Here is a 24484-nt window from a genome sequence, read left to right as displayed (position 1 = left end):
TATCACCAGTCGAAACGTGTATAATAAATAGTAGAAAAGAATGATGCCGGAGGTGAAAACCCATGACGAAAAAGACAACAAAATCTATACCACTGTTACCACTGCGTGGAGTAATAGTATACCCTTCCATGGTGTTACATTTAGATATTGGACGTAAACAATCAATTGATGCATTAGAGCAAGCAATGGTAGAAGATAAATATTTATTTTTAGCTGCTCAACGTGATTCTACAGTTGATGAACCAAAAGATGATGAAATTTTTCAAATGGGAACAATTGCTTATATTAAACAGATGGTTAAGCTACCAAATGGAACGATCCGAATTCTAATTGAAGGTATGGAGCGTGCTGAAATTGATAGCTTTGAGGACCAGGAGCAATTTTTCCGTGTGACCTATAAGACAGTAGAAGATGAACATGGGGATGAAGTGGAAGAGCAAGCTCTAATGCGTATGCTAATAAATAACTTTAAAGAGTATACAAAAGTATCGAAAAAGTTAAAGCAAGAAACCTATGAGACAGTCAAAGACATTGACCAACCTGGAAGACTTGCTGATATTATTAGTTCCCACTTATCTTTAAAACTTCAGCAAAAACAAAAGATTTTAGACACAGTTAATGTCACTGATCGATTAAATTATCTTGTAGAAGTTTTAAACAATGAAAAAGAAGTTCTATCAATGGAGAAAAAGCTTGGACAGCGTGTGAAAAGATCGATGGAACAAACACAAAAAGAATATTACCTTCGTGAACAAATGAAAGCTATTCAAAAAGAGTTAGGCGAAAAAGATGGTAAAAATAGTGAACTAGCTCAATTGAAAGAAAAAATTGAAGAAGCTGAGATGCCTGAGCGAATTGAGTACGTTGCTTATAAAGAGTTGAAACGTTATGAGCAAGTTCCACAAAGTTCTGCGGAGAGCTCTGTGATCCGAAATTATATCGAGTGGCTTGTGGCTTTACCTTGGAGCAAAGAAACAGAAGATAATTTAGATGTTCAGCATGCAGAAAAGATTCTCGATGAAGATCACTATGGTTTAGAAAAGGTGAAGGAAAGAGTTCTTGAGTATTTGTCTGTGCAACAATTAACCAAGTCAATGAAGGGACCAATCTTATGTTTAGTTGGACCTCCTGGAGTAGGAAAGACCTCGCTTGCAAAATCGGTCGCTCGAGCTATTGATCGTCATTTTGTGAGGGCATCATTAGGTGGTGTACGAGACGAAGCTGAGATTCGTGGTCATAGACGCACGTATGTAGGTGCGATGCCTGGTCGAATTATCCAAGGTATGAAAAAGGCTGAAACAATCAATCCTGTGTTTTTATTAGATGAAATTGATAAGATGGCGAATGATTTTAGAGGAGACCCTTCATCAGCTATGTTAGAAGTGTTAGACCCAGAACAAAACCATTCCTTTAGTGATCATTTCATAGAAGAGCAGTATGATTTATCAAAAGTTATGTTTGTGGCAACTGCCAATAATCTACAGACAATCCCTGGACCATTATTAGACAGAATGGAAGTCATCTCAATTGCTGGTTACACGGAAATTGAAAAGTTGCATATCTCTAAAGAGCATTTGATCAAGAAACAATTGAAAGATAACGGTTTAAATAAGAACATGCTTCAATTCCGTGATGATGCAATTCTAAAGTTAATTCGTATGTATACAAGAGAAGCAGGTGTACGTAACCTGGAGCGAGAAATTGCTTCGGTTTGTCGTAAAGCCGCTAAAATTATTGTTTCTGGTGAAAAGAAACGAGTGGTCGTAACGGAAAGCCAAGTGGAAGAATTATTAGGTAAACCACGATTCCGTTATGGACAAGCAGAGCAAGAGGACCAAATTGGAACAGCTACTGGTTTAGCATATACGCAAGCAGGCGGAGATACCCTTTCCATTGAAGTTTCCATTGCTGATGGCACTGGTAAATTAACACTTACAGGAAAACTTGGCGATGTGATGAAAGAATCTGCCCAAGCTGCGTTTAGTTATATTCGCTCGCGTTCCAAAGAATTTGAGTTAGAAAAAGACTTTTATGAGAAATATGATGTGCATATTCATATTCCAGAAGGTGCGACGCCAAAAGATGGACCTTCAGCAGGAATAACGATCGCAACAGCACTTGTGTCAGCATTTACAAATCGTCCAGTTAAGAAGGAAGTTGGTATGACTGGAGAAATCACGTTAAGAGGCCGAGTTTTACCAATCGGTGGACTAAAAGAAAAATCATTAAGCGCCCATCGAGCTGGATTGACGACGATCATTATGCCAGAAGAGAATGATAAAGATTTAGATGATTTACCAGAAAGTGTTCGAAATGACCTGACCTTTATCAAAGTTAAACACTTAGATGAAGTCCTAGACATTGCTCTTTCTGAAAAGGAGAAATCGTAATGAAAGTCACGAATGCAGAGATTGTAATCAGTGCGGTGAAAAAAGAGCAATATCCAGACGAAGGCTTACCTGAGATTGCTTTAGCCGGACGATCCAATGTGGGGAAATCTTCATTCATTAATAAATTAATTAATCGCAAAAATTTAGCAAGAACTTCTTCTAAACCAGGGAAAACACAAACGTTAAATTTTTATCGAATCAATGATCGAATAATGTTTACGGATGTCCCAGGTTATGGCTATGCCAAGGTAAGCAAGACAGAAAGAGAAAAATGGGGAAAGATGATGGAAGAATACTTTCAAGCACGTGAAGAGTTGCGAATGACCGTGATGATTGTGGACCTTCGTCATACCCCAACGAAAGACGATATCATGATGTATAACTTCTTGAAGTATTTTGAACTTAAAGTGATGGTCGTTGCGACTAAAATGGATAAAGTGAAGAAAGCTCAAGTACAAAAGCATTTAAAAATCGTTCGAAAAGAATTAAACTTGGCTGAAGGTGATGAGCTTATCGGTTTTTCTGCAGAAACTGCTCAAGGGAAAGATGAAGCTTGGAAAGTAATAAAATCAGTCTTGTAAATAGTGAAGCCCCTTCCTTTTTATAAAGGAGGGGGCTTTTTATATGGTGAAATGACTATTCGGGCGAACAGACCTCGTTTTCGGGTATAGCAGGAATGTATTCGGGCAGATAACTAGCTTATTCGGGTGTAAAGAACATTAATCGGGTAGAGAGACCCTGTTTTCGGGTGAAAAAGTTCCTATGCCGGCAACAGGTTTCAAAAGCTATTCATTTTCTTTAATGTATCTCCCTATCTCTTGCCAATCCTGCTCTAATTTTTCTCGGTGAGAAGGTCGGTAAAATACGGATGCCGGATGAAAGGTTGGGATGATTGTATACTTTTGATTGGTCCATGCAAACTGATCTTTGCTGTAATCAGGAAGATATTGAACACTGCTTTCGATACGCCTTCCATGGAGTTCTGTAACCTTTGCTGTAGGACCTATCAGTCGTTGAAGGCCAACATTTCCTAACGTGACAATTAAAGGAGGATGAAGATGACTTATTTCATAATCAAGAATAGGTGCATGGGCAAAGATTTCAGGTTTCTTAGGTGGGCGATTGTATTTTTTCTCTATCATATCTCCGTTTCGTTCTCGTTTTGTCCCCCATTTATAAGGACGACTTCGCACAGCACTTGTGATGTAGACATCCTCTCTTGTTAGACCAATCATTGATAAAGAAGCCATTAACTCCTTTCCAGCCCTTCCGATAAAAGGGATCCCATCAATCAGTTCTTGTTCTCCTGGAGCTTCTCCAACTAACATTAATGTAGGATGATCAGGTCCTTTTCCGTACACAAATCCATCGACGGGGTAACCTTCTATTCGCCTTTTTCCCAACTCAGCTAAATATTCTGGAATAATAAACATAGTTTAGACCTCACGTTTTTTTACTTAGTTTAACATAATTCTTACTATGATATAGATTTAATGGAAATTATATGGTAGCCTTAATGGAAAATAAAATAAAGTAGGTGTAAGCGTGGATTGGATTTTACCATTAATTTTGATCCTTCTTAATTATGGTGCATTTATTTACATATTAGAAAAATTTCTTAGAAAACAATTGGATATTAAGAAACCAGAGAAAAAGTGGGGAAGAGATTACGTTAATGATTTACATAAGAAGTTAACAAGAAGTATTGTTATTCCATTAACTATTTTAGCACCAATGATTATCTCTTATAATATTCATCGCATGCAATTATCGTTTCTTGTCTTAGTCTTTTTAATACCGTTGCTAGAGACTCTATTAAATACAATAATGGAGTATCTTTACCGAAGAGAGCGAAAACAATATATCATTTTTGGTATGCATACGATCGTTACCTTAGTATTTTTTACTTTCTTAGCTTCAAATAATTTCTTCGATCTGATTCCAGAACCTGAACCTCATCCAAGTCCAGAAGATTTTGAGGCTGGAAGTGTCAAATAATTATTTTCAATATTTTAATGATGATAATCCAATGCATTGAATACACTTTATAAACTACTACTTTCAAAGGGAAGGGGTTATGAGTGTGATTCAAGTTGCGGGAATGTCATTTTCTTTGGATAGTATGAGTGATTTGACTAACACAGAACAGAGAATTCTTAGGAAACTATATGATTCACCAGATACGTTTTCATTTACTTCTCTTAATCAATTACGTTTTGAGCTTCGTTTAAGAGAACAAATCATGAACAGTGCGGTTATGATGAATGATAGTAATATGAGGTTCGCAAGGTTTGAAGATACACGTGCAAATCCTCAAGTTTGGCAAGTAACGCCTATAGGTGGGATTCAATTAAAACCTGACATTTCCCCATCTGCGGGTATTCAAGATTTTTATAATAATAGTTCTATGTATGCGTTTGAATGCGCAGGGGCAATTGTCATTATTTATTATTATGCAATCTTACAGTTAATTGGTGAAGAATTATTTGATGAGTTATATCCAGACCTTTATATATATAGTTGGCACGCTGATCCAGATTTACCGATCTATACGACTCATACCACATATTTCATTCCAGGTGATGTCGTTTATTTTGAAAATCCAGAATTTCACCCAGACTCTTCTCAGTGGAGAGGAGAAAATGCGGTTGTGCTTTTTGATGATTTATATTTTGGGCACGGTGTCGGTATCAAAACTGCGCAAGATATGATTTCTACTCTGAACCGAAGTCGGATTCCTGAAGCGGAAATCTCAGCATATTTAAAGGATTTAGTCGCTCGTCCATCATTTAGATATTTAGCAAACGTTTCTGATAATGTTAGAATTAGTAGCTCTAAAAAATGGCCGCATGTGCTTATTACTCATAATAAGACTTCCATTGATTATGAAAGGTATTGCTGGTTAATAGAACTATACAATCCAGATGAATAAAATAGATGGAAATTACTGAAGCCTCTTCTGTCATAGAAAGGGGCTTTATTTTTTAAATGAATATACTTTCTATATGGTACAATGGAAATCTGGTATTTATTGTTTGAAAGGAGTTTGTTTGTGTATTTAACAGTAACGGAATTAGCTGATTATCTTGAACTCCCTGAAACCCATGTGGAAAATCTTGTTCTTCAAGGACAGATTCGAAGTATTCATGACGGAAATCAATTTTTAATAAATCGTGAACAATTTAGTAGTTACTTTGATCAAATGAAGAAATATCGCCAAATGATACAAGACTATTTAGAGGAACCATTACCTGAAGATCCAGACGTTAATGATGAGGATTGAAAAAAGGAATATAGATTAAATCCGGAAGTACAAAAGCTTCCATTTGATGTTCAAGAGATTGTTCATACAGGATTTGATATTACAAAACCTCAACCACAGTTATTTGTTTGTGAGAATTTCGAACAGTTAATAGAAGGTTTAGAAGAGTTCGCAGAAGAAATGGCATTTAAAAAAGGCGGAACAGAGAGTCTCGATAAAGCAATTCAGTCGGAAAATACGGCGACTTCCGTGCTTTCTTCTGGCTTACAGGTTACAGGGATTTTTAATGAACGTATAACTAATGAAGCAGGAGAAATTGTTTATCTGAATACGGTAGGCCCAACTGCTTTAGCTACTGATAATGAACAGATTGATGGGCATGGGACGGATCACCATGTGGACGGATTTGGTTCACCAGTTGGAAAATTGAAATCTGCAAACGCGCCACTGGAAACTTTGTCAGAAGGAGAGTTGAAAGAACTGGGAGTTGTGAATGGAGAAAAGGTATTTTTAGAATTTGAAAGCGGTGTGAACGTGAATGGTAAGGTAGAGGAGATCGTGCATAAAAATGGAAGCATTGTTTTAATTTCATTCTCAGAGTGCACCGTGAAGCTCGGAAACACCAAGCTTTTTGAACCTGATTGGGGAAGATTTGATATGGCCGTCGGTGAAAGTGTTGTATCCGTTTTTGCAGGGGCTGCTGACGGGGAAGCATTTTATCCAGAGGAAGTGGTGGAAACGATAGAAGATCAAAGTCATTTACTAACATTGACACCTTTAGATTTACTTTATCAAGCGGTTCGTGACATTCGTGATGGATTGATCGACGACCCTGAAAATAAGCTCGAACAAGTATGGGCAGAATTGCAGACTAACCATCCAAATGATTGGTTACTTCGCATAGAAATCTTTGAGTTGTTGGAAGTGAACGATTTGGTTCCTGTCATTAGAAAAGAAGTGGAAAGTGAACTTGAAAAATTAAAAACTCAAAGTGAAGAGTTGGAAACATTAATTGAAAGAGGAAAGAAAGTAGCTAAACATGCAGAGTTGGTAAAACAATAAGCTGAAAAATCACTCGAACAGTAGGAAGAACAAATTTAACCCCAGTAAGACTGTCATTCAGTCTCGCTGGGGTTTTTATTGTTTAATGAATAAATTTTTGTTTAATAAAACGTTCTACTTCTTCATTTGTACTCATTGAAAGCACTTTTGAACTAATGTTAGCAGTATCTTCAAAAGAAAGGGAACGAATTTGTTTTCTAGCTTCTAAGATAGAAGAAGCGCTCATGCTGAATTCATCTAATCCGAGACCTAATAAAATTGGTACGGCTATTTCGTCTCCTGCCATTTCTCCGCACATACCTACCCACTTATTTTCTGCGTGCGCAGCATCAATCACTTGTTTGATTAAACGTAATACTGCTGGATGGTATGGTTGATAGAGATGACTAACGGTTTCATTCATTCGATCAGCAGCTAGGGTGTATTGTATTAAATCATTTGTTCCGATACTGAAGAAATCAACTTCCTTTGCAAACTGATCAGCAAGGATAGCAGTAGAAGGAATCTCTACCATTATTCCGATTTCAATGGTTTCACTAACTTGGTAGCCTTCTTCTATCAATTTTACCTTTTCTTCTTCCAACAGTTGCTTTGCAGATCTGTATTCTTCTAACGTTGCAACCATCGGAAACATTATTTTTAAATTTCCATGTGTACTTGCACGTAGGAGGGCACGAAGTTGAGTTCTGAAGATATCTTCCTTTTCTAAACAGAGTCGAATTGCTCTGAAGCCGAGAAAAGGATTCAATTCATCGGGTAAATCTAAATAAGGTAAATCTTTATCTCCCCCTACGTCAAGTGTCCGGATGACGACAGGTTTATTTTGCATGGTCGATAAAACTTCCTTATAAGATTCAAATTGTTCTTCTTCCGAAGGTAATTGTTCACGGTCCATATAGAGAAATTCCGTTCGAAATAACCCGATACCTTCTGCGTCATTTTCAATAATATTTTCAAGATCTTTAGGAGAACCAATATTAGCTGCTAACTCCACTTGACGACCATCCTTGGAACTAGATTCCTGACCAACTAATTTTTTTAACTCTTTTTCCTTTTTCTGTTCCTCATCAAGTTTGTTTTGATAAAAAGCTAGTTGTTCTTCGTCGGGTTCAACAATCACAACTCCTGTTTCCCCGTCTAAAATGACAGTGCTTTCTGGTTGAATATCCTTTGTAGCAGTGCTTGTTCCAACATTAGCAGGGATTCCCATAGAACGAGACATGATTGCGGAATGAGATGTCCGCCCGCCAATATCTGTGACAATACCTTTTACGAAGTCTTTATTTAATTGAGCAGTATCTGATGGTAATAAATCGTGGCCAATCAAAATGACTTCTTCTGTAATATCACTTGTTGTTACTAGTGGCTCTTCTAGTATATAAGAAAGAACTCGTTTAGAAACATCATGAATATCTGCAGCGCGCTCTTTCATATATGCGTTGTCCATACTTTCAAACAATGTGATAAATTTATTGGCTGCTTCATTTAATGCGTTTGCGGCATTCATGTTATTTTCTTTCATATTACTTTCCACCGCTTTAATTAATTCTGGGTCTTTTAACACTAATAAATGAGCTTTGAATATTTTTGCATGCTCACTTCCCATTTCTTTCTCAACATGAGCTTCAATCTTTTCTAAATCGATCGTGGATTGGTTTATTGCCTCGTGAAAACGTGACATTTCTGTTTCAAGGTCACCTAAAGGCTCTACAGGAATAGTAAGATTTAAATCCTTCAGAATAAACGCCTTTCCAATAGATACTCCTTTTGAAGCTCCTATACCTTTTAATTCTTTCATATATATCAATCCCTTCCTTCTTAATGTACCAATTAAAATAGAAACGAGCAAAAACAATCATAAAAAAATAAATTAAATTACTTTGACACCGCTTTCATCTTCTATTATAATCATAATCAATCATAATCAGTCAATAACAATCAATCATAAATAGTCAAAAACATTTATTTTTAAGGAAGGTGGTGTCTAATGCCTTTGTATAGTGAGGAACGTAAAAATAGAATTTTATCCGATATCGAGCAACATGGACGCGCTTCCGTGCAAGACCTTGTCGAAACGTTTGGAGTTTCAGAATCCACGATCAGAAGAGATTTAAATGAAATGGAAAAAGAAAAACTTTTAAAGCGTACGCATGGTGGTGCGGTTTCCAATGATAGCGTGAATTTTGAACCGACCATGATCGAAAGAGTGGACCGCTTTTATCAAGAAAAGCAAAAGATTGCTCGCAAAGCTGCTAGTTATATTAATAATGGCGATACTATTTTAGTTGATGCCGGTACCACCACATTACCTTTAGTTGAAGCAATCAAGATATTGAAAGAATTAACAGTTGTCACTAATTCAGTAGTTCATGCAGAAGCTCTTAAGAATTCTCCTCATATTGAAGTAGTTGTACTTGGAGGAAGGCTAAGACATGAAACACAAGCATTAGTTGGACCGATTACAGATCAAGCATTAGATCATTTGCATGTAGATAAAGCGTTTTTAGGTACGAATGGAATTGATTTGAGTGGGGGACTGACGACGCCTAATATCATTGAAGCAAGTACTAAAAGAAAGATGATCGATCAAGCTACTGAGATTTACGTATTAGCTGATAATAGTAAATTTGGTAAAGTAGCATTTGCAAAATTTGGAGAGATATCTGACCTTACCGGCTGTATCACTGACGGGGAGGTTGACTTGAGTTTTGTAGAAGCATTTCATCAGAAAAATATTTTACTGGACATCGTATCTCAGCAGGAGGAAGGCAGATGAAGCAAGCGTTAACGATAACTTTAAATCCAGCTATTGACAAAACAATCTATGTTCCAAAGTTAAATTTAGGTAGTCTTAATCGATTGGAACAGCCAGCACATTCCGATCCTGGAGGAAAAGGAATTAACGTTGCAAAAGTACTCCGGCAATTAAAACAACCGGTATATACTACTGGGTTAATCGCAGGAGAAAATGGAGAGAAGTTAGTTAAGGATTTACAACAATTAGGAATAGACACAAGTTTTTATGAAGTTGATGGGGAAGTGAGAACGAATCTTAAAATAGTAGATCAATCTACTTGCGAAACAACGGAGATTAATGAACCAGGGTTTTATGTAAGTAAGAATAATGAACAAGCTTTCAGTGATAATGTGGATCAGCTATTGGATCATACATCTTTTTTTGCATTAGGAGGTAGCACTCCAAGTGGGATGGAAAATACTATTTATAAAAAACTCATAACAATGGCAAACAACAAAGGTGTTAAATGTATTTTGGATGCAAGTGGAACTGCTCTTCGTGAAGGAATCCAAGCAAAACCATTTGCAATTAAACCTAATATTCATGAGTTAGAGGATCTATTTGAAACTACCTTTAAATCCGAACAAGAAATTGTGCAAAAATGTAAGGAACTTATTCATGGTGGCATCGAGTTAGTAGTTGTCTCATTAGGTTCAAAAGGTGCCCTGTTTGTAAGTGGGGAAGAGGCATATCAAACAAAACCGTTTGATATCCAAGTGGGAAGCACTGTAGGAGCTGGAGATTCAATGGTAGGGGCAATGATTTATTCTCTTGACCATGATTTTACTCTTAAAGAAATTGCTAAATGGGCAACAGCAGCTGGTACGATCACAGCGTCCAAGCCTGGTACCAATGTTTGCACAATTGATGAAATAAAAGAGAGTGTTAACAAAATAGAAGTCACGAATATTTGAACAAAAATTTATAGTAGGAGGTAAGAATAATGAAAAAGTTATTAGCCATTACAGCATGTCCGACTGGAATAGCTCACACTTTTATGGCAGCTGAAGCATTAGATCAAGCCGCTAAGAAAAAAGAAGTAGACATGAAAGTGGAAACGCAAGGAAGTGTCGGTACAGAAAATGAAATTACAGATGCGGAAGTTGCAGAAGCTCACGCGATTATATTAGCTATTGACACAAATATTGATGAAAGTCGTTTTGCAGGAAAGAATATTATTCGAGTAGCAGTAGGAGAAGCAATTAAAGATGCAGAAGGGTTAATCGACCGTGCTTTAGCGATGGAAGAGAAATCTTCTGATGATTACGTAGAACAAGCAGAACAACGTAAAAAGGAAAAAGGTGCAGAAAGACAAGGCTTTTATAAACACTTGATGAATGGTGTTTCCTTTATGATTCCAATAGTAGTTGCCGGTGGTATTCTAATAGCTTTATCCTTTATATTTGGAATTGAAGCTGCAGAAGAAGAAGGAAGTTTAGCAGCTAATTTAGATCAAATTGGTGGAGCTGCACTTGGCTTAATGGTTCCAATTCTTGCTGGGTACATTGCTTACTCCATCGCTGATAAACCAGGTTTAGCCCCAGGTTTAGTTGGAGGTATGCTAGCAGAACAAGTTGAAGCAGGGTTCTTAGGTGGTATTATTGCAGGTTTCTTAGCTGGTTATTTAGCTAAGTTAGTCAAAGATTATGTGAAACTACCGAAAAACTTAGAAGGAATTAAGCCAGTTTTAGTCATTCCAGTGTTAGCAACTTTAGCTACAGGTTTATTAATGATTTATGTAATTGGTGGTCCAGTTAGTGCGATCATGGGTGGATTAGAAGACTGGTTACAATCAATGACTGGAGCTAACGTAGTATTTTTAGGATTAATTCTTGGTGCTATGATGGCAATAGATATGGGTGGTCCAGTAAATAAAACAGCCTACGCATTCGCAGTTGGTTTACTAGGAAGTGAAATTTATGGTCCAATGGCAGCTGTAATGGCTGCAGGTATGACGCCACCACTTGGAATTTGGATTGCGACACTTATTGCTAAGAATAAATTTAGCAAAGAGGAACAGGAAGCAGGAAAAGCCGCAAGTGTTCTTGGGATTTCATTTATTACAGAAGGAGCAATCCCATTTGCGGCAGCTGATCCGCTACGAGTGATTCCGGCTCTAGTCGCAGGTTCAGCAACAGCTGGTACATTATCGATGCTATTTTCAGCAGAATTACTAGCACCACACGGAGGAGTTTTCGTGTTAGCAATTCCTAATGCGGTAACCAATGTATTCTTATATGCATTAGCAATAGCAATTGGTACAATAGTAACTGCTCTATTAGTAGTGTTACTAAAAAGAAAATCACCTCAGGCAAAAGCAGCTGAGGCAACAAACTAAGAGTATAAAAGGAGAATTTATATATGCAACTATCTGAGATTTTACAAAAAGATCATGTCTTACTTGATATAAACGTTGATTCTTTAGAGTCATGTTTAGACAAACTAACAGAAACAATGGTGGAAACTGGAGTAGTGGTAGATTCTGATGTTTACAAACAAGCGGTATTAAAGCGTGAGCAAGAGGGGTCTACAGGAATCGGCTTTGGAGTAGCTATTCCACATGGTAAATCATCAGGCGTAAAAGAACCTGGACTAGCTTTTGCCCGTTTATCAGAAGAAATTGACTGGAATTCTTTAGATGGGAAGCCTGTTACATCTGTATTTTTAATTGCGATTCCAGAAGAGCAAGCTGGTAATGAGCATTTACAGATTCTATCTCAGTTATCAAGAAAACTAATGCACGAAGATTTTCGAAATAAATTACAAGAGGCAACGACTAGCGACGAATTATTTGAAGCGCTAGAACAGTAGGAGGAACAGCAATGAAGCAAACAGAAGTAACCATTACTAACGATACCGGATTACACGCAAGACCAGCGCAGCAATTAGTAGAAGAAGCAAATAAATTCTCTTCTGATATTAAGATTGTAACTGGTGATCAAGAAACAGAAGCAAAAAGTATTCTAGGAATTATGACCCTTGGTATTGAAAAGGGTACAGCGATTGGAATTAAAGCAGATGGTTCAGATGAAGAAGCGGCAGTAGATGCTTTAGTGCAGTTAATTGAAAGTAACTTCGAAGGATAAGTATCCATAAAAATACCTGACAATATTATTTTTGTTAGGTAGTTTTTTTGTTTCATATTGGGATAAATCATATAAAGATGGGGAATAACAAATAAATTTTGAATATAAATATTAAAAGTTGATTTCAATTTCCCATTTCCTTATACATTTGAACGTAAGTTGTGTAAAATTGACAGAATAAACACTACTGTAATGCGAGAAATGAAAAAGGAGTTTGATCGTATGTCTACTAGTAAATGGGATCAAAAATTCAATGACGAAGATTTTATATATGGTGAAATTGAAAATGAATTTATAAATGAAAAAAGTGATATAATCCCTGCAAATTCTAAAGTTGCTTGTTTTGCAGAAGGAGAAGGTAGAAATGCAGTTTACTTGGCTACCATGGGTCATAATGTAACTGCCTTTGACCAGTCCACAGTTGGACTTAAAAAGGCGGAAAAATTAGCTGCGACTAATAATGTACAAGTAGAAACTGTTGCTACAGATTTAACGAAAGAGGAAGTTGGTAAGGAGTTATATGATGCAGCAATCATGGTATTCGGCCATGTTGCAAAAGCAGATCAACCCTATTTTTTAGAAAATATTTTTCAGTCAGTGAAAAAAGGTGGTACGATTTTAATAGAGGTATACTCCGAGTCCCAGTTAGATTATGAGACAGGTGGGCCGAAAACGGTTGAGATGTTGTACAGTGCAAAAGATATTCTTAAAATGACTAGAGGGTATAAACGAGAACATTTCTATTATGGAGAAGTAGAACGAAATGAAGGAAAAGGTCATGTTGGCACGGGACATGTTATTCAAGTAGTTGTTAGGAAATAAATTTACTATTGAAAGGGATTGGGGTGAGGAAATTGGATAAAAAAACAATGATATTTTTCATTATTGCTTTCTTATTAACGTTATTTGTATTAATTCCTCTATTCGGTAATCCTCTTGATAGTTTAATGGACATAATATCAAGTTAATTGCTGTTTTAAATAAGATAGTTAGAGGTGCTTATTTATGAATGGCTTTTTTGGTTTTGATCGTAATCAATATCCATTTGAGTTGTTTTCTTCTTCTCACTTATTGGCTTTAATCATATCAATTATGATTGTAATAGTAACATATATCTTGCGATACCATATTCGCAGTAATTATCAACAACTTGCAACAGCCTTATTAGTTGCAGGTTTATTTATTAGTGAATTAAGTTTTCACTGGTGGTTTGCAGTTCATGGAGAATGGTCCATGCAATATAACTTGCCACTGCAACTTAGTTCTTTGTCCTTGTACTTATGTATTATTATGTTGCTCACAAAAAGTTTCCGTGTATTCGAAGTAGTGTTTTTCATTAGTTTAGTAAGTGCTACCTTTGCAATGATTACACCTGAACTTTTCTTCGGTTATCCTCATTTTCGATTCTTTCAGTTTTTTGTAGCTCACTTAGTTGTTGTTTTAGCATGTCTTTATATGCTTTGGGTGGAAAAATTCCGACCAACCTTTTTTTCTGTAGTCCGCTCCTTTGTTGTATTAAATATAATTGCTATCTTTGTCTATTTGATCAATACGCTTTTAGATTCGAATTATATGTTCTTAAATAGACCCCCAAGCAGTGAAACACTAATTGACTTTTTAGGGCCATATCCAATTTATTTAGTCTTTCTTGAGGGAATTGCTTTTGTATTATTTGTAGTTGTTTATTATCTTACTAGAAATCATAAAAAATAGAGGGACTAAAATGGTCCCCTCTCTACTTAAAAGTATTATATTATTCAGTGACTACTTCACCTTCCCAAGTGCTCATGCCTTCTTCTACATTTACTACATCCAATTCATTATTAATCAAAATATCACTTGCCTCTTGAGATCTGTTCCCAGTCTCACAAATAATTACGTAAGATTCTTTTTTGTTTAGAGGTTCTAGATCATCTTCTCGGAGCTCTGAGAGAGGTTTATTTATAGCATCTTCTATATGTCCAGCCTGATACTCTTCCTCTTCTCGCACATCTACAACCGTGTACCCATCATTTTGATATTCTGTGACTTGTTCAAGTTCGATCGTTTCATATTCATTAACAGACTCTGCTTCTTCGACTGGCTCTTCCTCGCCACACGCAGCTAGTAAAAACATATTAATTAGAATTATGAAGAGAAAATACTTTTTCATGAAATGTACACTCCTTCTTGGTTATTTCTTTACAATTCAAAGTATAAATGGTGATGGTTTTTGCAGTGTACATTAAATGTAGCATTACAATTGGTACAACTGTTAGCACTTTGCATGTATTCGTTAATGGTTAACTGGTGACCACATTTTCCACAAAGAATGGCTTTTGTATCTCGCTCTTCGATTGCCCATCTATCTATAGGGTGTTCGGTGTTCTCCTCATGACATTTATAACAAGGGTAGTACGTATCACAGCATTTAAATTTAATCGCTATAATATCTACTGAACTATGATAATGTTCACACTTTGTGTATGGATCTACCTTTGTTCCAATTACTTCTTGTCCGAATACGAACATGTAAACACCTCGCTATCTTACATAGTCGTGATATGTATCATATTTTGGTGCAGGCACTTCACGGAAGGAGAAGGAATTCGTTTTAGCAACATAGGTTCCAGCAATTAAGTCGTGAATCGCTCGTTTATCTTCTCTGAAAACTACCATAAACAAACTAACAATAGCTAGAATACCTAATGTGATCGCGTATAGAAATGCAGATAGAAACTCTCTTAGAAGCATAGTTTTTAGTCCGATTTTTTCCTGATCTACTCTTCTAATACGAATGTTAACAGCACGCTTTCCTAAAGTATAACCGTACCAAACTATAGGTAATAAAATGAAATATAGTAAGTTTACAAAGTCTAAAATACTCCAACCTTCATAAAAGAATTGTCCATATAAAGCGAGTGCTAGTGGTCCTGTCAATAGGGTCAGTGATATGCCATCAATAATAGCTGCTCCTAGCCGGACCCAAAAACCAGCAGGATTTGTTTCTACATTTTCCAAAAGAACACCTCCAGTCAAATCGATAATTATTGTAAATATACCTTCTTATACCATAAATTTCAATACTAGTGATGGAAACTTACATCTATTTATTTGAAATGAATGTTACATATGGAAAATGTGTATAGAAATAGTTTTATTATCATTCATACATGGAAGTATTCTGTAGTATTTTGTCGTATTTACAGGTGATTACTTTGCTAAGTTGATTATTCGGCTCATTTAGTAGCTAGATCGTCTTAAGCTAACCTATAACTTGTTTGTAACATTTATATGCTTCACCTATCATTAATAATGTTGCCCATATGTTTGAAATTATTTGGAGGTGAATTGGTGAGAATTACAATCGGTCAGTTTCAACCTGGTTTAGGAAAGAAGCAGGAAAATCTATTACGCATCAAAGAAACGTTTCAACAAGCATATAAAGACTCTGCTGAATTAGTCTTGCTTCCAGAGCTAAGTTTAAGTGGATACTTTATACAGGATCTCGATTTCTCCGTTGCAGAAACAATCGATGGAGAATCAATTACTTATATAAAAAAGTTGTGTAACACCTATAACCTATACACGTTGTTTTCATTCCCGGAAAAATCTGAGGATGGAACTCTGTTCAATTCTACCGCATTAATTTCACCTCGAGGAAAAATATTAACTACATATAGAAAAGTTCATTTATATGGAACAGAGAAAGAAGTGTTTACCGCAGGCGAGGAGTATAAAGTAATTGATACCCCATTAGGAAGAATTGGATTAATGATTTGTTATGATCTAGATTTTCCGGAAGTAGCAAGAGTGCTAACGCTAAAAGGTGCAGATCTCATTTTAGTAGCGACTAATAATATGAAGCCTTATCAATCGTACCAGGAAGTATTTTTAAAAAGTCGGGCAATGGAAAATGAGGTTCCAATCGTATTATGTAATCGCACAGGCTGGGAACGGGAATTTGAATTCTTTGGAGAAAGTGCTGCATATGACGCTTTTGGGAATAAGATTGTAAAACTAGAAGAGAAGGAGCAAATTTCTACTTTTGATCTTCCTTTGTTTCAAAAACGAAATGTTGACCTAGAGTATTTGGAAAATCGACAAAGTAAAACCTATCAAAAATTAATACAATAAACTTTTATGAAGGAGATAGTAATTATGAAATTATTTAAATCATTTATAATCACTAGTATTTTATTATCATTAGTAGTAATGACTGCCTGTAATGACTCGGAAGCCGCTGGGGAAGATAAGGAACCAATTGTATTTGCCGATGCTGGCTGGGATAGTTTGTTATTTCATAATGAAATCGCAAGTATAATTATAGAAGCAGGTTATGATTACGAAACAGAGCAGATGACAGGCTCGAGCTCTGCCGTATGGACAGGAATTTCTGAAGGTTCAATCGATGTACATATGGAAGTATGGAAAGATAACTTAGCTGAGATCTATGAGCCGGGTATAGAAAATGGTGAATTTGAAGCTGTCAGCCTGAACTTCGATGACAACTACCAAGGGTTTTATGTCCCAACGTATGTTATTGAAGGGGATGAAGAGCGAGGAATTGATCCAGTCGCACCGGATTTAAAATATGTTAGTGACCTACCTGACTATTATGAGCTTTTTGAAGACCCAGAAGATTCATCTAAAGGACAGATTATCGGAGCAATTCCTGGATGGACTGTGGATGAGATTTTGCATGACGCATATGAACATTATGGTTTAGATGAGACATTTAACTATACTAGACCAGGTTCAGAAGCTGCTATTAATACATCTTTATCAGCTGCATACGATGCGGGTGAACCGTGGGTAGGATATAACTATGAACCAAATTGGATTATGGGACAATATGATATGACACCAATTGTCGAAGAAGAAGAAGGTCCACTAGAAAGCATTGCTACACAAGACATTGAAATTGTGGTAACAAGTGATTTACCTGATCGTGCACCAGAAGTGACTGAATTCCTAAGCAGTTATCAAACAAACAGTGAGATCGCAAACGATGCATTAGTATACATTCAAAATGAAAGTGCCTCAGCACATGACGCAGCAGTTAAATTTTTAGAGGAACATGAAGACATGTGGACAGAGTGGGTTTCAGATGAAGTAGCAGATAAAGTAAGAGAAGAAATTCAATAATCTCATTGAAATAAGGAGCTGAACATACATGGAACGTATTTTAGGTAAAGGTGTAGAAGATTATTTAAAAAAGCCGACATTTAATAATTATGAAGAGGAGCGCCAACATAATAAACAGAAGCTAGCTGGAGCATTCCGTTTATTTGGCCAATTTGGTTTTTCAGAAGGGGCGGCGGGGCATATAACGTACCGTGATCCTGAACGCAAAGATCATTTATGGGTGAACCCTTATGGCATGCACTTTAATAAAATTAAAGCTTCTGATTTGGTACTTGTGAATAGTGAAGGGCAAGTAGTGGAAGGGAAATATTCCGTTCATAAATCTGCTTTCTCTATTCATTCAGCAGTACATGAAGCAAGAGAAGATGTAATAGCCTCTGCTCACGCGCATTCTGTTTATGGAAAGACCTGGTCGATAAGCGGAAAGTTATTAGATCCTTTAACACAAGATGCTTGTTCGTTTTACAATGATCATTCCATTTTTGATGAATATAAAGGTGTAGCTTTTGACGAAGAAGAAGGCGTACGAATTGGGAAAGCCTTAGGGGATAACAAAGCTGTGATTTTAAGAAGCCATGGACTACTTACAGTTGGTGAATCTGTTGATGCTGCTGCTTTTTGGTTCATTACGATGGAACGTTCTTGTCAATCGCAACTATTAGCTGAATCTGCTGGAATCGTAAACTCGATCGCACCAGAAGATGCAGCTCATACGGCAGGACAAGTTGGACGTGAAGTAGACGGTTGGGAAAGCTTCCAACCAATGTGGGAACGAATTGTTTCCGAACAACCTGATTTATTAGAATAAATGGTAGTATAAAATAAATGGGAACACCCTCTATTATTGAATGCATGGTTCAATAAATAGAGGGTGTTAATTTTTATAACTTAATAATGAAGTAATGTAAAAGGGAATACTGTTAGAACTGTATGCCGGCATAAAAGGGGAGCAATCGGGTGCATAGGTTCGTATGCCGGCATTCAGGGAACCTATTCAGGTGATGTCGTCCTTGTGCCGGCAAGCATTACCTTTATTCAGGTACATGATCCCGCATGCCGGCATAGAGCCAGTTTTTAATGTGAAGTTAATAAATCTATTTTCAAATAAACTTACTTTTTCAGTTATCTTCTTCGTTGTAATAGGTTAAGGAATATTTTATGATATAATGAAAACTGAATATTTCAACAATCGAAATTTTAAAATTTTATGGAGGTTTTTTAATTATGCTTACGTTTCCTAAACCAACTGTAGAGCAATTTTTTCGCTCTTACGTGATTTCTAATTTCACAGTAAGTCCTGATGAAGACCAACTGCTATTTACTTCTAACCTGAATGGAAAGGTGAATGTATGGGGGATGGATCTTCCTGATCAATTTCCTTACTTATTTGCGCACCAAGATGAATCGGTTGATTTCTTGAAATTTGATCCGAAAAAGCGCTATGTATTAGCTGGATACGATTCGGATGGTGATGAGAATTATCAAATTTATGCTATAGCACCAGAAGGCGGACTTCCAAAGCCGTTGATTACAGGGGAAGCTTCGGAGAAATACTTTTACTCTCATTTAACGGAGGACGGGGAACGTTTATATTATATGACTTCGGAAGATAACCCGAGTTACCTTAATACCCGAATGCGAAACCTTTCAAATGGGGAGGATCTTTTAATAAATGAAGGGAAGGAATCACCTACTTATTTAACAGCTGTTTCCGATGATGAACAGTCTTTTTCTTTCATTAAAATGTTTGCAAATACGTATGTATTAGGATTTGTTAAAGCAAATGGTGAAGAACATTATCTTACTCCAGATCCAGAGCAAGCGCATGTATGCTTTGAAGCTACTTTTATCGATAATGAGACAGTTTATTTTGTTACGGATTTTGATAGTGATTATCGTTACTTGGCTTCCTATAATATCAATACGAAAGCATTCGAGAAACTACTTGAGATAGATCAGGAATCCATTACTTCCCTTACTTATGATAAGGAGCACAAACAATTATATTTAGTAACGGAAAAAGGGGTAGAAGATCACTTTTATGTTTGTGATTTAAAAGGAGAAAATCTTAAAAGTATTGAAACTCCTGTTGATGTGATTGAAAAAGTGCAAGTGGCTAAATCAGGCAATGTATACATTTTAGGTAGAAGTGCAATTCTTCCGCATAATCTTTTCAAATATGATTCAAAAGGTAACTGGAATCAGTTGACGAACAATAGTGTTCTAGGCGTAACAAAAGAGGAAATGGTTGATCCTGAGGTAGTTACTTATATATCTTATGACGGTACAGAAATTGAATCCTTATTGTTCCGCGCGCATGCAGAAAACAGTAATGGCTATACTATTTTCTGGCCACATGGGGGACCGCAGGCGTCAGAACGTAAATTTTACCGTGCAATGTTTCAGTGTTTGTTAAATAGAGGATATAATATTTTCTGTCCAAATTTCCGTGGTAGCACTGGATATGGCTCCGATTTTGTGAAACTAGTGGAACAGGATTGGGGAGAAGGACCTCGCCTCGATTGTTTAGAAGGGATTCAGTGGTTATTTGACCAAGGAATTTCCAGTCCAGAAAAACTGTTCTTAATAGGCGGAAGTTATGGTGGCTATATGGCATTATTATTACATGGGCGTCACCCAGAATACTTTAAGGCAGTCGTTGATATCTTTGGCGTTTCTGATTTATTTACATTCGTGAATTCCGTACCAGAACACTGGAAGCCAATTATGAAACGCTGGTTAGGTGATCCTGAAGCGGATCGAGCACGATTTGAAAAGGATTCACCTGTTACCTATTTAGATGGAATGAAGAAGCCGATGTTAGTCATTCAAGGTGCAAAAGACCCTCGAGTTGTGAAAGAAGAATCAGATCAAATTGTAGAAAAGCTAAGAAATGAAGGAAGAGATGTAGACTATCTGGTGTTAGATGATGAAGGACATGGATTTTCGAAAAAAGAAAATGAAATTAATGTATATCAGACCATGTTGAAGTTTTTAGAAAAGCACCAATAGCAGGAGGCTAGTTTTTATGGATATATGTAAATCCTGCGAATACCAGTGGAGCTACAAAGAATCATTAAAAATGCTTGGCTTCAAGCGAGGTGTAAAATGTCCGAATTGTGGGCAGAAGCAATATTTAACCACTGAGAGCATTTGGTATGGTTCCATGCTGTTTATCCTAATTTATTTTTTCGCTTGGATCCCGTTACGTGCGTTATATTTTTATTATGATTTACCATTAGTATTGATTATTGTAATTGCGGTAATATTGCTTTTTATACCTTTGTTATTGTGGCCTAAGTATATGAAGCTTTCTAATAAAGAAGAACCTTTGTTTTAGGTACAGCCCTTGTAGATCTATCTGCAAGGGCTGTACTCATTTTGTTGAACAGGATAAGTATAAAAATCGTTCGTCATAATATAGATTTAGTGAAACTTTTTATCCCTTTAGGTCGTATTACGAAGTAGCGTTCAAAAGGAGGAGTAACATTGAAAGAAGTAACCATGGAATTAACAAATGTCCATAAGAAGATTGGTAAAAAGGAAATCATTAAAGGAGTTAACTTTTCGATTAACAAAGGAGAAGTTTTTGGATTTATTGGACCAAACGGAGCGGGAAAGACGACAACGATTCGTATGATGGTCGGTTTGATGAATATTACAGAAGGTGATATAAAAATCCTTGGTAATAGTATCAAATCCAATTTTCATCAGGCAATTAAAGAAGTCGGTGCAATTGTTGAAAATCCAGAAATGTATGCGTTTATGACCGGAAGACAGAATTTAAATCATTATGCACGCATGAATCAAGATGTTACAAAAGATCGAGTAGAAGAAGTTATTCAATTAGTCGGTTTAGAAAAGGCGATTAATGAAAAAGTAGGAAAATATTCATTAGGAATGCGTCAACGTTTAGGTATTGCACAAGCCCTACTTCATAAACCATCTATTTTGATACTCGATGAACCTACAAATGGCTTGGACCCTGCAGGAATTAGAGAAATTAGAAAGTACATAAGATCTCTTGCTGAAAATGATGGAGTGTCTGTGATTATTTCCAGTCATTTATTATCCGAAATTGAATTGATGTGTGACCGGATTGGTGTTATTCAACACGGAGAAATAGTAAAAATTCAATCTTTGCATGAGTCAGATGAAGATGCTGCTGGTATTGTGGTTTCTTTTGAAGTGGATCAAGCTGAACAGGCGAAGCAGCTATTAATGAATGAACTAGAAGCGGATGTACAAGTGCGGGACCATTTTGTATCAGTAATGTTAGAAAAAGAAAAAATCCCTTCTGTGAATAAACTTTTAGTTGATTCAAATATAAGTGTGTATCAGATTCAAACAACGAAAGAAACTTTAGAAGATCAATTCTTCGATTTGATGGGAGCGAATACAATTGAGTAAATTTTTTAAACAAACATATAATGAACAATTTAAAATATACATAAAAAAATCTACTTGGGTAATGTATATTTTAATCGCTGCCCTGATTATCGGGTTAGCATTTATAGAGTTAACATATGGAGAAGGAGACCAGTCATCTGCTGGAGATGATTGGAGAACTGAACTTGAACAACAGAATGAACAATTAATAGAAGATAATGAACAAGCTGCTGAAGATGAAGGACAAAACGAGTTTATAATTGAAATGAACAATGACCAGCTTGCTGAAAATACATATCGATTAGAAAATGATGCACCCCCACGAGGTTATAGTGCATTAGACTTTGTAAACGATAATGCTTTTTTGTCTTCTTTAATTAGTCTTTTAACCATTATTATAGCTGCAGGAATTGTATCTAATGAATTTAAATGGGGAACGATCAAGCTGCTTCTAATTAGGCCGATCAGTAGAGCGAAAATATTGTTATCTAAATATGTCGCAGTATTGTTGTTTGCTTTATACACACTGATCTTTGTGTGGTTCTTATCCTTAATAACTGGTATGATTTTCTTTGGGTTTGAAGGGTTTGATTCAACTATTGTAACTGCAAGAGCTTCTGGGTATGAAGAGGTCACATTATTTACTGAAGCTTTGAAAACGTATGGGTATAGTTTAGTCAATTTAGTAATGATGGCGACATTCGCATTTATGATCTCAACCATTTTCCGTCAAAGCTCTTTAGCGATTGGGTTAGCAATCTTCTTAATGCTTTCTGGAAACATGATCGTTGGGTTTTTTGCAGAACAAAGCTGGGCAAAGTATATTTTATTTGCGAACACTAATTTACAGCAATTTGAAACAGGAAATATGCTATTAGAAGGATTAACCCTTCCATTTTCTCTTACGGTACTCCTTGTCTATTATTTAGTTTTCGTGACGTTAGCGTGGCTATTCTTTACGAAAAGAGATGTAGCAGGACAATAAAAAGAAGCTCCTTTGGCAACTTAAACGTTGCTAAAGGAGCTTTTATATTATTTTAACACTTTAATAAAATCTTTTAGCACTCTGGCTGTTAAACCCCAGATGACTCTACCTTCGTAATAATAAAAGTTCTCTTCATAAGGAACCTTTTGCCATTGATAGTCTTTTCCATTTTGAATGGACTCATAGGGGAAATCTTGATCTGGTGTGACCTCAATATGGATGTAATGTTTTTCAGGTTGATTTTCAAAGAAGAATTGAAGCGGAACTGTGAATACTTCATCTACTTCCATGGGATTCAATTTCCACTCTTGGACATTATCTATTAATCCTGCAAAAGCATTCAATTTAAGCCCAAAAGGAGTAACCATCGTGCCTAATTCAAATAGATTTTTGACGCGAGATTGTTCCACACCAATTTCCTCTTCCATTTCTCTTAAAGCAGTTGCCTCCGGGTGCGGATCTTTCTCATCTACGCGACCACCTGGGAAACATATTTCACCTGGTTGGCGTCTCATATGCAGGGATCTGACTTCAAATACTAAATGTAGTTCATTGTTTTTTTCAATTATTGGAAGAATGATAGAGTAGTGCTTAACATGTGGCATACCTAAAAAGCCAGGTTGATGTGATTGTAAGGTTTGTAATAAGGAATCTTTTTTCATCATGTTCTCTCCTCTTAAAATCGGTCTCTTTTACTATATCAGAAATTATCTATCGTTTGTTATTTGAGAGAACGAGTTAATAGCGAGAAGAGGTAGTGTAAATTGTGAATAAGAAATAACATATATCCAGAAAAGCGGTATGTATATCCAGAAAAATCTACTGTTATCAAGAAGAAATGAATTATATCAAGAATAGCGGTCCAGCCCCCTAATTCGGGACAAATTATTGGTTTTTCCCACCCAAACTTAGAATTGCTTAAGTTTGCTTCTTTTTAGAGTCCAATGAACTTGACAAGGAGCCTCTGGAGAGGCGATTTGCTCCGAAAGACCGAGTTGAATATTTCGGCAGCTCTCTAGGCTATCACCTCTCCCTCTCCTTATCAAGTTCCTTTCTAGTGTCAAATCGAAAGGGGTTCTTGTGTTATATGCCCCGCTCTCCAACGCTCATAAAAAACATCTGGAGATAAATTCTTTAGACTGCCATGGGGTCGATCGTAATTATAGAAATCGGTGAATTCATTTATATAGTGATAGGCTTCGTCGTATAGATGGAATGGATGTCGATCGAAACACTCAGCCTGTAAACGGCTAAAATAAGATTCAATATAAGCATTCATATCAGGCGTACGTGGTGGAATTCGTTCATGATATAAGTCTCGGTTTACACAATAATCACCAAAATGTTCGCTCACAAACTGAGGCCCATTATCCGTTCGGATAATAA

27 protein-coding genes are annotated in these 24484 nt (G+C 36.4%); 20 read left to right on the top strand and 7 right to left on the bottom strand.

Translation table 11 applies throughout. The features are described from left to right. Positions 1 to 62 precede the first annotated feature (62 nt). Positions 63 to 2390, top strand: a complete 2328-nt coding sequence (gene lon, locus G532_RS0109575) for an endopeptidase La (protein ID WP_027964619.1) — start codon at positions 63 to 65, stop codon at positions 2388 to 2390. Further along, complete coding sequence (yihA, locus tag G532_RS0109570; protein ID WP_027964618.1) at positions 2390 to 2971, top strand: ribosome biogenesis GTP-binding protein YihA/YsxC; 582 nt, start codon at positions 2390 to 2392, stop codon at positions 2969 to 2971. The genes lon and yihA overlap by 1 nt, the downstream gene beginning before the upstream one ends. Positions 2972 to 3175: 204 nt before the next feature. Here the strand turns inward: yihA and G532_RS0109565 are convergent, their stop codons facing one another. Next, entirely contained in the window at positions 3176 to 3823 is a 648-nt protein-coding gene (locus tag G532_RS0109565; protein ID WP_027964617.1) for a uracil-DNA glycosylase, read from the bottom strand. 112 nt (positions 3824 to 3935) lie between these two features. Here G532_RS0109565 and G532_RS0109560 point away from each other — a divergent pair, with 112 nt between their 5' ends. The 4 genes from G532_RS0109560 to G532_RS15105 all read left to right on the top strand — a co-directional run bounded on the left by G532_RS0109560 (position 3936) and on the right by G532_RS15105 (position 6714). Further along, positions 3936 to 4388, top strand: coding sequence for a DUF4181 domain-containing protein (locus tag G532_RS0109560; protein WP_027964616.1), 453 nt, complete (start codon positions 3936 to 3938; stop codon positions 4386 to 4388). Between the two features lie 79 nt (positions 4389 to 4467). Next, a complete protein-coding gene (locus tag G532_RS0109555) occupies positions 4468 to 5322 on the top strand; it encodes a protein-glutamine gamma-glutamyltransferase (RefSeq protein ID WP_245570130.1) in 855 nt (284 codons plus the stop codon). Positions 5323 to 5442: 120 nt separating this feature from the next. Further along, on the top strand, positions 5443 to 5673 hold the full coding sequence (locus tag G532_RS0109550) for an excisionase family DNA-binding protein (RefSeq protein WP_027964614.1): 231 nt from the start codon (positions 5443 to 5445) through the stop codon (positions 5671 to 5673). A 159-nt stretch (positions 5674 to 5832) separates the two neighbouring features. Beyond that, positions 5833 to 6714, top strand: coding sequence for a hypothetical protein (locus tag G532_RS15105; RefSeq protein WP_051189133.1), 882 nt, complete (start codon positions 5833 to 5835; stop codon positions 6712 to 6714). Between the two features lie 82 nt (positions 6715 to 6796). Here G532_RS15105 and ptsP read toward each other — a convergent pair whose 3' ends face one another. Continuing rightward, positions 6797 to 8512: a phosphoenolpyruvate--protein phosphotransferase gene (gene ptsP / locus G532_RS0109540; protein WP_027964613.1), complete on the bottom strand. Its 1716-nt coding sequence runs from the start codon at positions 8510 to 8512 to the stop codon at positions 6797 to 6799. A 189-nt stretch (positions 8513 to 8701) separates the two neighbouring features. On the opposite strand from ptsP, the gene G532_RS0109535 reads away from it, so the two are divergent. The 7 genes from G532_RS0109535 (at position 8702) to G532_RS0109505 (ending at position 14310) form a co-directional block, all read left to right on the top strand. After that, positions 8702 to 9490: a DeoR/GlpR family DNA-binding transcription regulator gene (locus G532_RS0109535; RefSeq protein WP_035512849.1), complete on the top strand. Its 789-nt coding sequence runs from the start codon at positions 8702 to 8704 to the stop codon at positions 9488 to 9490. Continuing rightward, entirely contained in the window at positions 9487 to 10425 is a 939-nt protein-coding gene (pfkB, locus tag G532_RS0109530) for a 1-phosphofructokinase (RefSeq protein WP_027964611.1), read from the top strand. Before G532_RS0109535 ends, pfkB begins: the two co-directional genes overlap by 4 nt. Positions 10426 to 10454: 29 nt before the next feature. Beyond that, the gene (locus G532_RS0109525; RefSeq protein ID WP_027964610.1) at positions 10455 to 11849 is read left to right on the top strand and encodes a PTS fructose transporter subunit IIC; all 1395 of its coding nucleotides are present in this window, start codon (positions 10455 to 10457) and stop codon (positions 11847 to 11849) included. Between the two features lie 23 nt (positions 11850 to 11872). Then, on the top strand, positions 11873 to 12322 hold the full coding sequence (locus G532_RS0109520; RefSeq protein WP_027964609.1) for a PTS sugar transporter subunit IIA: 450 nt from the start codon (positions 11873 to 11875) through the stop codon (positions 12320 to 12322). An 11-nt stretch (positions 12323 to 12333) separates the two neighbouring features. Next, positions 12334 to 12597, top strand: coding sequence for an HPr family phosphocarrier protein (locus tag G532_RS0109515; protein ID WP_027964608.1), 264 nt, complete (start codon positions 12334 to 12336; stop codon positions 12595 to 12597). Positions 12598 to 12819: 222 nt separating this feature from the next. Further along, positions 12820 to 13419 (top strand): class I SAM-dependent methyltransferase, encoded by a 600-nt coding sequence (locus G532_RS0109510; RefSeq protein ID WP_027964607.1) that lies wholly within the window; start codon positions 12820 to 12822, stop codon positions 13417 to 13419. 183 nt (positions 13420 to 13602) lie between these two features. Then, positions 13603 to 14310: a YwaF family protein gene (locus G532_RS0109505; protein WP_027964606.1), complete on the top strand. Its 708-nt coding sequence runs from the start codon at positions 13603 to 13605 to the stop codon at positions 14308 to 14310. Positions 14311 to 14350: 40 nt separating this feature from the next. Here G532_RS0109505 and G532_RS15100 read toward each other — a convergent pair whose 3' ends face one another. The 3 genes from G532_RS15100 to G532_RS15095 are packed head-to-tail and all read right to left on the bottom strand — an operon-like array spanning position 14351 to position 15597. Continuing rightward, positions 14351 to 14749 (bottom strand): rhodanese-like domain-containing protein, encoded by a 399-nt coding sequence (locus G532_RS15100; RefSeq protein WP_027964605.1) that lies wholly within the window; start codon positions 14747 to 14749, stop codon positions 14351 to 14353. 29 nt (positions 14750 to 14778) lie between these two features. Continuing rightward, entirely contained in the window at positions 14779 to 15108 is a 330-nt protein-coding gene (locus tag G532_RS15870; RefSeq protein WP_084500678.1) for a CHY zinc finger protein, read from the bottom strand. Positions 15109 to 15120: 12 nt separating this feature from the next. Further along, positions 15121 to 15597 carry an RDD family protein gene (locus tag G532_RS15095; protein ID WP_084500676.1) on the bottom strand — a complete coding sequence of 159 codons (477 nt, stop codon included), beginning with the start codon at positions 15595 to 15597 and terminating at the stop codon, positions 15121 to 15123. Between the two features lie 333 nt (positions 15598 to 15930). Between G532_RS15095 and G532_RS0109490 the strand changes: the two genes are divergently transcribed. From G532_RS0109490 to G532_RS0109460, 7 genes are all read left to right on the top strand, one after another. Next, positions 15931 to 16713 (top strand): carbon-nitrogen hydrolase family protein, encoded by a 783-nt coding sequence (locus tag G532_RS0109490; RefSeq protein WP_027964604.1) that lies wholly within the window; start codon positions 15931 to 15933, stop codon positions 16711 to 16713. Positions 16714 to 16737: 24 nt separating this feature from the next. Beyond that, complete coding sequence (locus tag G532_RS0109485; RefSeq protein WP_027964603.1) at positions 16738 to 17724, top strand: glycine betaine ABC transporter substrate-binding protein; 987 nt, start codon at positions 16738 to 16740, stop codon at positions 17722 to 17724. Between the two features lie 28 nt (positions 17725 to 17752). Beyond that, positions 17753 to 18532 carry a class II aldolase/adducin family protein gene (locus G532_RS0109480; RefSeq protein ID WP_027964602.1) on the top strand — a complete coding sequence of 260 codons (780 nt, stop codon included), beginning with the start codon at positions 17753 to 17755 and terminating at the stop codon, positions 18530 to 18532. Positions 18533 to 18948: 416 nt separating this feature from the next. Beyond that, complete coding sequence (locus tag G532_RS0109475) at positions 18949 to 20736, top strand: S9 family peptidase (protein ID WP_027964601.1); 1788 nt, start codon at positions 18949 to 18951, stop codon at positions 20734 to 20736. A 16-nt stretch (positions 20737 to 20752) separates the two neighbouring features. Then, positions 20753 to 21064 (top strand): TIGR04104 family putative zinc finger protein, encoded by a 312-nt coding sequence (locus G532_RS15090; protein ID WP_035512847.1) that lies wholly within the window; start codon positions 20753 to 20755, stop codon positions 21062 to 21064. A 149-nt stretch (positions 21065 to 21213) separates the two neighbouring features. Beyond that, on the top strand, positions 21214 to 22134 hold the full coding sequence (locus G532_RS0109465; protein WP_027964600.1) for an ABC transporter ATP-binding protein: 921 nt from the start codon (positions 21214 to 21216) through the stop codon (positions 22132 to 22134). Then, on the top strand, positions 22127 to 23098 hold the full coding sequence (locus tag G532_RS0109460; protein ID WP_027964599.1) for an ABC transporter permease: 972 nt from the start codon (positions 22127 to 22129) through the stop codon (positions 23096 to 23098). Before G532_RS0109465 ends, G532_RS0109460 begins: the two co-directional genes overlap by 8 nt. 47 nt (positions 23099 to 23145) lie before the next feature. On the opposite strand, the gene G532_RS0109455 is transcribed toward G532_RS0109460, so the two are convergent. Both G532_RS0109455 and G532_RS15085 read right to left on the bottom strand, forming a co-directional pair. Then, positions 23146 to 23763, bottom strand: a complete 618-nt coding sequence (locus tag G532_RS0109455; RefSeq protein ID WP_051189131.1) for an NUDIX hydrolase — start codon at positions 23761 to 23763, stop codon at positions 23146 to 23148. 395 nt (positions 23764 to 24158) lie between these two features. Then, the coding region (locus G532_RS15085; RefSeq protein ID WP_035512845.1) for an integrase core domain-containing protein at positions 24159 to 24484 on the bottom strand (326 nt) is incomplete at its 5' end.

The organism is Halalkalibacillus halophilus DSM 18494, from assembly GCF_000423105.1.
In the GTDB taxonomy this organism is placed as follows: Bacteria; Bacillota; Bacilli; order Bacillales; family Alkalibacillaceae; genus Halalkalibacillus; species Halalkalibacillus halophilus.
The sequence above is the reverse complement of the archived record's forward strand: the minus strand, read 5'-3'. Positions and strand labels throughout refer to the sequence as shown.